Raw genomic sequence first — 12,089 nt, 5'->3', positions numbered from 1 at the left:
GACCTCGTTTACGATTCCATAACCAGATCCGGGCGGGGGAATGTCGGTCGAACCGTGGTTCATCGTGGCGATGGTGCTGAGCCTGTCGGGCTATGGCATCTATCTGGCCGGGCTGCGGCGGCACCTGGTCGAGCCCAGCCGTGCGTCCTGGCTGATCTGGGCCGTCGCCACCGGGATCGAGGCGGCGACCTACCTCGCGGTCAATCCGGGCCGGCCGCAGGGGCTGGTCTTCGTGGTGTCCGCGCTGTCGTGCATCGTCGTGACGCTCGCGATGTGGCGCCGGTCGCGCTGGTCGCGTCCGTCGACCACCGAGACGGTGTGCATGGCGGCGAGCCTGGCGGCGATCATCCTGTGGCTGCCGCTGCAGGAGACCTTCTGGGCGCACATGCTCGTCGTGGGTGCGGTGCCGCTCGGCTTCTGGCCGACCTGGGCGAGCGTCTGGGAGGATCGCGCGCGCGAACGGTCGCCGGCCTGGGGGCTGTGGACGCTCGGCGACCTCGCCACGCTGTTCGTCGCGGTCCGCAGCCACGGCTTCGGCGTCGGCGAATATGCCTATATCCTGGTCGAGCTGCTCTGCCATGCCAGCGTCTGGCTGATGGTCGGCCTGTCGACGATCAGCCCCTTGCGCGCCTTCGGCGTCCGCAAGGAGGGGCTGCGTATCCTCGACGCCTATGTCCCCGCCAACCCCTTCGCGGTGCGCGAGACGCATCTGGGCAAGGCGGTCTTCGCCGCGCGCGGGTTCGCGCAGGGCGAGACGCTGCTGCGCTTCTCCGGCCCGACGGTGCCCGCCACGCGCGTGCCGGGGCGTCTGAGTGGCGCGGCGGACCGGTTCCTGCGGATCGCGCGCGACCGCTACATGGGACCGTCGGGCCGGATCGACGATCTGATCAACCACAGCTGCGCGCCCAATGCCGGCCTTCGCTTCACCGACGACGGCGTCTTCCTGGTCGCACTAGCGACGATCGAATCCGGCGAGGAAGTCGCCTGGGACTATTCCACCACGCTCGCCGACGGCGACGGGACGATGACCTGCGCCTGCGGGGCGGCGGCGTGCCGGGGGCGCATCGGCCCCTTCGCCGAGTTGCCGGCCGACACGCAGCGGCGCTATCGCGCGCTCGGCGTGGTCGCCCCCTATCTCGACGACCAGCCCGAGCCGGTCGTGCAGGAGCGCGCGGCCTGATCGATCGCCAGGGCGCGGCACGACGATCGATCGCGAGCCAGAGCCCACGGTCCGACGCGGGCTGGATCCCGGCCGCGTCGTACACCGGCGCAGCCGGAGCGACGGTCAGGCGGCGCGGGCGATGATCGCGGGGTCGGCCGGCCGCAGCGTCAGAACGGCGATGGCGCCGCGTCCCTTGCCCTCGCTCTCCAGCCGTAGCGCGCCGTCCATGGCCGTCATCGAATTCGCGCACCAGTGGAGACCGAGGCCGCCAGACTTGTGCGCGCGCGTCGAGAATCCCCGCTGGAACAAGGTGGCGCCCGTCTCCGCGTCGAACCCCTCGCCATCGTCGCGGATGCGGATGGTGACGTCCCCCTCGCCTTCCGTGACGGTGACGATGATCGTGCCGCTGTCGCGACCGCTGGCGGCGATCGCTTCCGCGGCATTGCCCAACAGATTGCCGATCACCTGGCTCAGGATCACGCGGCTCGCCATGGCGTAATGGGGGTCGGCGGGGAAGCTGAAGGCGATCGAGGCATCCTGCGAATAACGGGCGATCGTCGCATTGCGCGCGATGATCTCCGTCAGATCGCACAGCTCGAGCGTCGGTCGCTCGTGCGCCTGCTTCTGTTGCTGGCCGATGATTTCCAGGACGTGCGCCATCGCCTCGCGGCCGACCTGAAGTTCGCGTCGCATCGTCTCGCGCGCCGCGCCCTCCGCCGCCAGCGCGGCGGCGACGAACGCGGACAGCTTGGCGCGACGGCCGGCGGGCAGCTCATCCGTGGCCAGTTCCGACAGCGCGCGCTCGACCATCGCCCGGTCCACGGGCGGCGTCTGGGCGATGCCCTGGCTGAGAATGGTACTGATCGGATTGAGCGCATTACGCACGTTGTGCATCACGGCGACCGCGCTTTCGGAACGGCCGAGCGCAAAGCTCTGTGCCTCGATCTGCTCGCGCAGGTCCTTGAGCTGCGACAGCATCGCGTTGAGGCTGCGCCCCAGCGAGCCGAATTCGTCGCGGCGGCCGTCGTCGTCGAGCAGCGCCATCGCGCCCGATGCACGCACGCGCTGCATATGCCGTTCGACGCGCTGCAGCGGCCCCAGCACGAGCCGGGCGATCGCCCGCCGCAGTACCATCAGCACGATCAGCAGCAGCAGCGTCGATCCGGCGACTGCCAGCAGCAGCATGCGCCGTCCAAGCAGCGACACGTCGCGCACGATGCGGAAGCGGGTGGTCGCAACGGCATGGCCATCCGCCCCGCGGATCGGCAGCGCGATCTGCGCCGTCGCGCTGCCCGGGGTAACGATCGGAGCGTCGCCCGCCGTCGCGAGATCGATGCGTGCGTCGAGCTGCAGCAGCTTCGACATCTGGCGCGACGTGATCTCCCGCGCCATCAGCACGTAGCCGCGCGGGGCGCCGGTGCCGTCCGACCGCCGCACCTGAGCGACGCCGACCGCCGCCACCGCGGACCCGAGCCGGGCATAGAAGTGGCCCGAGTTGTTGCGCCCGACCGCGCGGCGCAGATCGGTGCGCGCGATTGCGCGGATCAACGCCTGGCGCAGGTCGTCGCGCTCCGTGCCCCTGACCGGATCGAGCCAGCGCGCGATCTGGATGCTGCCGTCGGGCCGGACATAGGCCATGCCCTGCACGCCGAGGTTGCTCATCGCGAGCGGCGAGAAACTGTCGCGCTCGAACGCCGACGTCGGGCGGGCCATATAGTCGTAGCTCTGCGTCCAGTCGCCATAGTCGCGGACGGCATTCTCGACCTTGCTGGCGTAATCCGCCAGCGCGGCGCGCGTACGGTCGACGTGGCCCTCGATCGCCTTCGCCTCGAGCGCGTTGAAATTGGGCGTGATGACGCTCGCGAGCAGCAGCGTGATGCCGAGCGCCCCGGCCAGACCGACGACTGTCAGGATCAGGACGAGCTTGGCACCGAGCGAGGCGGGACCGATCGCCCGCCGCCGTCCGGCGAGGCCGGGCCGGTGCCGCCGAACGGCGGCGCGCCTCATCCGTGCGTTCCGCCCGCGATATGCAGGGGCGACGGCGCGCCGGCCGCCTCTTCACCGAGGAAGCGCTGCACGGCCAGCGCCATGGCCTGTTCGGCGGGCACGGGACGCGAGAAGAAATAGCCTTGCAGATGGCTTGCGCCGGCGATGCGGAGCGCCTGCACCTGCGCCTCCGTCTCGACGCCCTCCGCGATCACTTCCAGGCCCAGCGCGCGGCCGAGGTGGATGATCGAATGGACGATCGCCGCGCTTTCGCGCTCACGGCCCATGCCGTCGATGAAGCTGCGATCGATCTTCAGGCTGTCGAGCGCGAACTTGCGGATATTGTAGAGCGAGGAATAGCCCGTGCCGAAGTCGTCCAGCGCGATGCGAAAGCCCATCTGGCGCAGGCGGTACAGCGTCTCCGCGGCCCTTTCCGCATCGTCGAAGATCGCTGTCTCCGTGATCTCGATCTGCACGCGTCCGGGCACGACGCCGGCGCGCTCGACGCTTTCCATGATGTGCCCGACGAAATTGTGGCGGCGGAACTGGCGCGGGCTGAAATTCACGGAAACATACTGGCCCGGAAACACCTTCAGCATCTCCAGCGCCTGATCGAGGATCCAGTCGCCCAGTTCGTGGATGACGTTCGATTCCTCGGCGATCGGGATGAACGTCGCCGGGCTGATCGGCCCGTATTCGGCCGTGTTCCAGCGCACCAGGGCTTCGAAACCGAGCACCTCCAGCGCGTCCCGGCTGACGATGGGCTGATAGACGAGGCTGAGCTCGCCCTTCTCGATCGCCTGTCCCAGGCCCGCCTCGACGCGGCGGCGGAAGCGTATGCCCTCGTCCATGCTTTCGTCGAACAGCCGGCTGACGCCGCGGCCCTGCCGCTTGGCGTCGTTGAGCGCAAGGTCGGCGCGGCGCAGGGCATCGATCGGATCGCAGCCGTCACCCTCCACCACCACGACGCCCGCCGAGGCACCGCTCTGGACAGAGTTGCCGAATACCTGATGGGTGCCGGTGCAGGCCGCGACGATGCGGTCGCAGGCCATCACCGCGGCGTCCTCGCCGGGCGTGTCGAACAGCACGCCGAACTCGTCGCCGCCGAGGCGCGCGACGACCGCGCCCTCCGGCGCGGTGGCGTGCAGGATCGCGCAAATCTCTCGGATCAGAGCATCGCCGGCGAGATGACCCAGCGTGTCGTTCACCAGCTTGAACCGGTCCAGGTCGAACATCGCGGTGGCGAACAGGCCGGGGCGCTTCGCACGCTCCCCGAGCGCCCGCAGGAACGCGAGGCGGTTCGGCGCGTCGGTGAGCGAGTCGTGCGTCGCCATGTGCAGCGCCCTGCTCTCGTTCGCGGCGAGTTCCGCGCCCTGTTCCTCGAGTTGGACCACCTGTTGCGCCAGCAGCGCGCGCGCCGCGGCGAGCTCGCGATCGACCTCCCAACGCCGCGCCAGCGCGGTTGCGGTCTGCACCACCTCCGCGACCTCGAACGGCTTGGCGATGTAGAAGATCTTGTCGGCCGGCCCTGCCGCCTTGCTGATCTCGAGCGGCGAAAAGTCCGAATAGCCCGTGACGATGACGAGGTTGATCTCGGGATCGAGCGCGCGGATGCGGCGCGCGGTCTCGCGGCCGTCGATACCCGGCGGCATGCGCACGTCGATGAACGCGACCGAATAGGGCGTGCCCGCGGCCAGCGCGGCCTCGACCGCGGCAACCGCATCGAGACCCTGGTGGCAATGCGTCAGCGCGAATTGCGGCGCGTCGTCGTCGACCGCGCTGGTCGCCTCGTCGCCGAACAGCTCCGCCGCCATGGCGTCCAGCGCCCCATCGGCCCCGGCGGCGGGGGCAAAGCTGCGTGCGTAGCTGTCGTGCATCGCCGGCTCGTCATCGACGATCAGAAGGCGCTTGGCCTCGGCGGGCACGGTAAGGGCGGTCATCCGGAAATTCCCCTCGATCAGGATGACGAGGGGGTAAGCGGATGCGGTTAAAGCGCCGTAAACGACATCCGCTGTTCGGCGAGCGCCTGCTGGCCGAGGATGATCGCGCCGAGGGGCCCGGCGTTGCCGCCGAGCGCGGGCGCGACGACGAAGCCGTCCTCGGCGATTTCGGGCAGCGCGATGTAACCCGCGAGACTCTTGACCATCGCCGCGCGGACGCGAGGGAAAAGATGGTCGTTGCCGACCATGACGCCGCCGCCCATCACGATGCGGCGCGGAACGCCGGTGAGGACGAGCGTGTGGCACAATTGGCCCAGCGCATGGGCGACGGGCTCCCAGACCGGATCGTCCGCGCCGATCTCCTCGCCCTTGACCCCGGCGCGTGCGCCGATCGCGGGACCGGCGGCAAGCCCCTCGAGGCAACTGCCGTGGAACGGACAGACGCCGACCCAATCGTCGCCGGGCAGGCGCGCAGGGCGGATATGACCGAATTCCGAATGGGTCAGGCCGTCCACCGGCCGGCCGCCCGCGATAAGACCGACACCGATACCCGTCCCGACGGTGGCATAGGCGATCTCGCCCAGCCCCTTCGCCGCCCCCCAGCGCGCTTCCGCCAAGGCGGCGCCGACGACGTCGGTATGGAACCCGGTCGGCACGGCGTAGCGGGTACCGAGCCGCCTGGCGACATCGGTGCCCGCCCAATGCGGCTTGGGCGTCGAGGTGATATGACCGTAATCGGCGGCGGTGCGATCGATCGAGATCGGTCCGAAGCTCGCGATGCCCAGCGCGTCGAACCCACCCCAGCCGTCGAGCACCCGCTCGACCGCCGCGAGCGTTTCGTCGGGGTGCAAGGTCGGCAGCTGCACCCTGTCGACGATATCGTCCGGACCGCGCGCGAGCAGGCAGACGATCTTGGTGCCGCCCAATTCGATCCCCGCCACCAGCGGCGCTGCGCTATCCACGGTCCTGCATCCCCCAAATCGCAATCGCTTCGAAACCGACCCCGGCGCAGCACCGCGGCGATGCGAGAGCGCCGTTCGGTTCGCTGAGCCCAGGGAGCCCGTCATACTCCTGCGCCCGCTATCACCTATGCGGCCGATCTCACAACAGCTAGCTGAGTCGCCTCCATCGAATGCCTGGCCACCCTGGCGGCCCGGCATGTCGTCGGCCGATCGACGGGCCGCGAGGCCAGCCGGCAATGCACCTGTGCGATCTACCCGGATTGCCGCTGGGGCGGGTGCCGCCGGCGCGCAGAAGGCGACGGTCGCCGTGCGCGCTGTCACGACATTTCAGGTCCGCACGGCATACAAAGCGTGGTGTGCGAGAATGTACAACGTACGCCGATCGCTGCCGCCGATCAGCAGCTGGAGCGGGCGTTCGGGTATGTCGATCCGGCGGATGAGCGTGCCGTCGGGAGCGTAGACGAACACCTGCCCGTTCGCGACGTACAGATTGCCCGAAGCGTCGCGCACGGCGCTTTCGCCGCCACGATCCGCGACGACGCGGAGGTCGGTGACGCGCCCGCCCTCTCCGACCAGCCCGCTGTAGGTGCGGTTCTCCGATTCATTGGTCAGGATCGCCCGCTCGCTTGGCCGTGCCGCGACGAAGCCATACGCGTCGAGCGTATCGGACCAGCGCCAGCCGCGCCCATCGTCCGGGCCCTGGTTCCAGACGCGGAACGCGGGCAGCGCCAGCGACCCGTCGGGCGAGAGATAGCGCTGCGGCTTCGCCTCGCCCATCTTGGCCGCGAAATAGTCGGCCATCGTCGGAAAGTCGTAGGTCCTCGGATCGATCCGGTCGGCGAACTCGCCGTTCGCCCAGACATTGACCGGCAACAGCGTCGCGGCATCGTCGCGCGCCGGGGTCGCCACCGGCGTCGGCGCGATCGCGCGCACGTCGGCGGGGAGTTCGGGATCGATGCTGTAGACGCTGCCGTCGCGCCCTGCGGACGACAGCACGAGCAACCTGCCCGAGCGATCGACCGCGAGATTTACCGGGTCGAGCGGTGCGTCGGCGATCGTCGACAGGCCCTCGTCCTCCGACCAGCCATGGATGCGATGGAAGAACCGGTCGATGAAGTAGAGCTTGCCACGCCGATCGACCGCGCCGCCGGCGATCGAGTAGAAGCCGTCCGCCAACTTGCGTAGGCCCGGCGTCACCGGCACCTGCGATACCGACGATGCGGCGACGGGGGCCGCAGGCACGTCGAAGCGAGCGAATTCGCGCTCGCGAACCTCGCTTTGGCGGGTCATGTCCTTGATCGCGTTCTCGAACGGATATTTGCTTGCGCGCAGAAAGGTGCCGCAGCCCTTGGCGTCGCAGCTCGCAAAGCCGCTCTCCGCATTGACGTGGACGTTGCGGAACCGGATGTCGCCCGCGTTGTACAGCCTGACCGCCGCGTCCATGGGCTTGGCGGTGCGCGTCACGCGATAGCCGTGGTAGTTGGCGAACAGGATGTTGCGGCTGTCGCGCATCTCCGTCGACACCGCGTTGACGCCGTCGCGCACCTCCTGCTCGGTCTGCGGCGCCAGAAATTCCCAATTCGCGACATGCTCGAGGACGATCTCGTGCCGATAGTGGTGCTCGGCGGACAATTGATAGACATGGCCGGGCGTCGTGGTGTTCGAGACGTAGAAGCCCGCGGAGGCCAGTGTGTTGGGCGACCAGATCGCGGCGAAGGTGCCGCCGCCGCCGTCCGTCACCCAGATGCTGGGCTGCTGCCCGTCGGGGCGCGCGCGCGGGTCGTTCTGGTTGATCGGACTGCCCTTGGTCAGCAGCGTGCCGCCACCGCCCTGGATCTTGACGTCGTTGACCTCGGACCGCTCGCCCGCGCGCCACAGCAGCGCGGTCGCGCGCGGGTTGATCGCACCGGTCCACAGGCCGAGGCCGTGGACGATCGCCGCGCCGCCCTTCGCGCTCTCGACCAGCGCCTTGGGGCCGCCGACGCCGCCAAAGGCCGGCGTCTCGTCGGGCAGATAGACGTGGGTCAGGCTGGGGTGGAGCGCGATCAGCACGCTGTCCGGACGCAGGCGCAGCGTATCGGTGACGCGGTAGCGGCCCATCGGCAGGTAGAGCACCCGATGCGCGTCGATCGCGCGTTGCAGCGCGACGGTGTCGTCGGTGGTATCATCACCCTTCACGCCGAGGTCGCGAACGTTCGCCCAATCCCCGACCGGCGGCAGCGCCGCGATCGCCGGACGGCGGCGGGCAGGCAGGCGGGGGAGCGGCGTCATCGTCACGTCGGTCGCGAAGTCGCCGATGCCGCCCGACGCGGGCAGCTTCAAACCGTGGGAGAAGTCCGCGACGCGGTAGCGCGCGCCCTTGCCGGCGATCGTCCGTCCGCTGTCGCGGAAGCGTGCAAAGACGGGTGTCGCGATTCCCACCGCATTGTCGAAGCCGATCTGCGTAAACACGCTCTTGTCCTCGGCAATGAGCACGCCCGCCCGCGCGACATTTTCGAAGCGGACGTCCTTGCCCCACAGCGAATCGGCGTTGCCGCGGTCGATGTCGATGCCCACCGGCGTGTCGCGGATCACGACGTTGACGAGCGTCAGATCGACCTCATGCTCCCGGATCGCCGCATCGCGCTGGCCCTGGAACGCGCTGTCGATCAGCGTGAATTGCCACGCCGGAGAGGTCTTTTCCGACACGATGCCGTAGCGGCCGCCGAAGAAGCGCAGATCCTCGAATTCGTTGCCCGCCTGATAGACGCCGGCGAAGCCCGACCCGATGTGGAAATCGGCATGGCGGATATAGCCGTGCTGCGCGACGCGGAAGCGCACCGCGACCGCGCCCGCATTGCCCGCGCCGATGCGGAAATCGACGTTGGCGATCGCGGAATAGAAGGTGCTCGACGTGGCGTCGAAGATGGTGGGATCGAACGGCACGCTGGTCGGCGGCGGCACCGGCACCTTTCCCGACCGATATTGATCCTCGCCGGTGAAGGCGACCATCGCGCCGATGCCCGATCCGTAACCGGGCGTGGCGTCGCCGAGGACGATCTCCGGCCGGGTCGGCCCGACGCCGAAGACGCGGACCGCCGGGCGGACAAAGATCGTGCGGCTGATCCGGTAGCGGCCGGAGGGCAGGAAGACGATGCCGCCCTGCCCGCCCGCCGCCGCGGCGTCGATCGCCTGCTGGATCGCGGCGCTGTCGTCCGCGCGCCCGTCGCCCGCGCCGCGCACGGTGATCGCGCGCGGGTCCGCCGGCGCGCTGAGATAGACCGAGGTCGTCTCGCCCCATGCCGATGCGGGCAGCAGCGATGCCGCCGCGCCGAGCAGCCAAAATGCCTTCATCGGGCGTCTCCCAGGATGGTCGGCCCCGTCGATGCCGCCGGGCCGGCGCGGTCGTGCGGCGGGATGCCCCGCGATCAGTGAGCGTGGAGGTGCAACGCCTGCGCCGCGATCGCCACCTGCGTGCGGTTGCGCACGTTGAGCTTGCGCATCAGCGCCGTCATATGCGCCTTCACCGTCGCTTCCGCGATGCCGAGGTCATAGGCGATCTGCTTGTTGAGCAGGCCCGAGTGGACACCGCGCAGCACCTTCATCTGCGTCGGCGTCAGGCGATCGAGGCCATGCGCTCCATCAGCCGTCACGGCGGGCTCCGCATTGGTCTGACGGGCGACAGGGAACGTCCCTTCCATCCTCTTCCTCCTTTGATCGGCTTGGCAGCCGAAGGTCGTCCGTCGAGGACGATCGCGCTTGGTCCAGCCGAGTCCATTCTTTGGGCTTTGGTCGGACAGGTTCAGTGTATGATCGCGTTACATTCGTCGGATCAAGCGCTTTTTTATTGCTCGACACCAAAATCTGTCCAACAAGTATCAGTGTGCCAGGCAGATGAAGACATAGCCGCCGCGCAACGGGCACAAGGCAGGAGAGGATGCGATGGGCTGCGGACAGCGGGAGGCCGGGACCGGCGCGATCATGGCGGCACCGCGGTGACCGGCGCCGACATCAGACTTGTCGCCGCGGCGCTCGCCGGCATCCTGCTCGCGGTGCTGATGATCGTGCGGGGACGCCTTCACCCCTTCATCGGCCTGCTGTGCGGCGCGTTCACGGTCGGTCTGCTCGCCGGCCTGCCGCTGCCCGACATTGCGAAGGCCGTGCAGAAAGGCGTCGGCGACATCGTCGGCGGGACCGGCCTCGTCGTCGCGCTCGGCCTGTCGCTCGGGGCGATGCTGCACCTGTCGGGCGGTGCGGCGACACTCGCCCGCGGCGCGCTGCAGCTGACCGGCACACGCGCGGCGCCTTGGGCGACGCTGGGCATCGCGATCGTCATCGGTCTGCCGCTGTTCTTCGAGACCGGCCTCGTCCTGCTGCTGCCGATCGTCGTGGCGGCGGCCGAGGCCATGGCGGGGGGCGATCCCGCCGAACGCGACGCGGCGAAGCTCCGCCTCATCATGCCCGCCCTCGCGGGGCTGGGCGTCGTCCACGCGCTGGTGCCGCCCCACCCCGGCCCGCTGCTCGCGGTCGAGGCGCTGGGCGCGAACCTGGGCAAGACTATGCTCTACGGGATTCTGATCGGCATCCCGACTGCGATCCTCGCGGGGCCGGTGCTGGCACGATTCGTGACGCCGGGGATTCGGCTCGACGCGCCGGTGTTGCACGATCATCGGCTGGGGATCGCCACGCCCGGTCGCGCCGCCGCGCTGTTCATCGTGCTGCTGCCCGTCGCGCTGATCGCCACCGGCGAACTCGGCCAGATGATCGCGGGCATGAAGGGCGCGCCATGGCTGGTCGCGGCCAGCAATCCCGTCGTCGCGTTGCTCGTCGCCAATCTGCTCGCGCTGCCGCTGCTCTTTGGCCGGCGCCTGCGCGAGGCCGCGATCCAGGACGCCGTGTGGCACGAGGTGATGGCGGCGGCGGGCGCGATCCTGCTCGCGATCGGCGCCGGCGGCGCGCTGAAGCAGGTGCTCGTCAGCGCCGGCCTGTCCGACCTCCTCGCGCGGCTCGTGCTGATGTATGCGATCTCACCCCTGCTGCTCGGCTGGCTGGTCGCAGTCGGCATCCGCCTCGCCGCCGGATCGGCGACCGTGGCGACGATCACCGCCGTCGGCATCATGCCCGGCGTCGTCGCGGGATCCGGCGTCGCTCCCGAACTTGTCGTGCTGGCGGTCGGCGCGGGCTCGGTGTTCTTCAGCCACGTCAACGATCCCGGCTTCTGGCTGGTCAAAAGCTATGTCGGCACAAGTACGGCCGACACGTTCAGGACGTGGTCGCTGCTCGAGACCGTGATCTCGGTGGTCGGGCTCGCGCTGGTGGTGGCGCTCAGCTATGTCGTCTGACGCGACGCGGAGGGGGTCGATGAACGAGGGGCGCCTGGCCGATCGTGCCTATAACGCGATCGTGCGGATCATCGCCGATGACGGCCTGACGACCGGCGACCGCCTGCCGTCCGAGGCACGCCTCGCCGAGCTGTTCGGCATGTCGCGGACGATCGTGCGCGAGGCACTGGCGCGGCTCGCTTCGGACGGCATCACCGAGGCGCGACGCGGTGCCGGCTCGTTCGTCAAGCGTCGCCCGTCGGAACGGCTGGGCACGCACGTCGCGATGGATGCGCTCGCCAAGACGCTGGGCACATATGAGGTCCGCTTCGTGCTCGAGGCGGAATCGGCGCGCCTCGCCGCGCTGCGGCGCTCGCAGGACCAGCTCGACGCGATCGAGGCGGCGCTGGCAGCGCTGCGCGCGGCCCTGCTGTCGAACGCGCCGGCGCACGAGGAGGACTGGCTGCTCCACCGCGCGATCGTCGAGGCGACGGGCAATTCCGCTTTCCTCCCCGTCTTCGACCTGTTGCAGAACGAGGTCGTGCAGATCCTGCGCGCCGGCGTCGACATCTCGCGCTCGCGCCCGCCGCATGTGATCGGCGCGATGATGGACGAACATGATGCGATCGTCGATGCGATCCGCGCGCGCGACGCCGATGGCGCGGCGCTGGCGATGCGCTGGCATCTGTCCCAGGGGCGCAAGCGGCTGATGCCGTGAGCGCGCCCGGTTCAGCGCGCC

At 69.5% G+C, this 12,089-nt stretch carries 8 protein-coding genes; 3 read left to right on the top strand and 5 right to left on the bottom strand.

Annotated features, from left to right (window positions below):
- The first annotated feature begins 40 nt into the window (after positions 1 to 40).
- Entirely contained in the window at positions 41 to 1,180 is a 1,140-nt protein-coding gene (locus tag RF701_RS00595) for an SET domain-containing protein-lysine N-methyltransferase (protein WP_308813723.1), read from the top strand.
- A 105-nt stretch (positions 1,181 to 1,285) separates the two neighbouring features.
- Here RF701_RS00595 and RF701_RS00590 read toward each other — a convergent pair whose 3' ends face one another.
- From RF701_RS00590 to RF701_RS00570, 5 genes are all read right to left on the bottom strand, one after another.
- Positions 1,286 to 3,169 carry a CHASE4 domain-containing protein gene (locus tag RF701_RS00590; RefSeq protein ID WP_210356601.1) on the bottom strand — a complete coding sequence of 628 codons (1,884 nt, stop codon included), beginning with the start codon at positions 3,167 to 3,169 and terminating at the stop codon, positions 1,286 to 1,288.
- Positions 3,166 to 5,088, bottom strand: coding sequence for an EAL domain-containing protein (locus RF701_RS00585; RefSeq protein ID WP_210356602.1), 1,923 nt, complete (start codon positions 5,086 to 5,088; stop codon positions 3,166 to 3,168). The genes RF701_RS00590 and RF701_RS00585 overlap by 4 nt, the downstream gene beginning before the upstream one ends.
- A gap of 47 nt (positions 5,089 to 5,135) precedes the next feature.
- Positions 5,136 to 6,050 (bottom strand): ROK family protein, encoded by a 915-nt coding sequence (locus tag RF701_RS00580; protein WP_308813722.1) that lies wholly within the window; start codon positions 6,048 to 6,050, stop codon positions 5,136 to 5,138.
- A gap of 327 nt (positions 6,051 to 6,377) precedes the next feature.
- Positions 6,378 to 9,383: a glycosyl hydrolase family 28-related protein gene (locus tag RF701_RS00575; protein WP_308813721.1), complete on the bottom strand. Its 3,006-nt coding sequence runs from the start codon at positions 9,381 to 9,383 to the stop codon at positions 6,378 to 6,380.
- 74 nt (positions 9,384 to 9,457) lie between these two features.
- Complete coding sequence (locus RF701_RS00570; protein WP_246847943.1) at positions 9,458 to 9,730, bottom strand: helix-turn-helix transcriptional regulator; 273 nt, start codon at positions 9,728 to 9,730, stop codon at positions 9,458 to 9,460.
- 294 nt (positions 9,731 to 10,024) lie between these two features.
- Between RF701_RS00570 and RF701_RS00565 the strand changes: the two genes are divergently transcribed.
- On the top strand, positions 10,025 to 11,371 hold the full coding sequence (locus tag RF701_RS00565; protein ID WP_308813720.1) for a gluconate:H+ symporter: 1,347 nt from the start codon (positions 10,025 to 10,027) through the stop codon (positions 11,369 to 11,371).
- A gap of 19 nt (positions 11,372 to 11,390) precedes the next feature.
- A complete protein-coding gene (locus RF701_RS00560) occupies positions 11,391 to 12,068 on the top strand; it encodes a FadR/GntR family transcriptional regulator (protein ID WP_203310536.1) in 678 nt (225 codons plus the stop codon).
- Positions 12,069 to 12,089 lie beyond the last annotated feature (21 nt).

This window comes from Sphingomonas sp. GV3 (assembly GCF_031082075.1).
Classification (GTDB): domain Bacteria; phylum Pseudomonadota; class Alphaproteobacteria; order Sphingomonadales; family Sphingomonadaceae; genus Sphingomonas; species Sphingomonas beigongshangi.
This window is presented reverse-complemented; position numbering and strand designations above follow the sequence as displayed.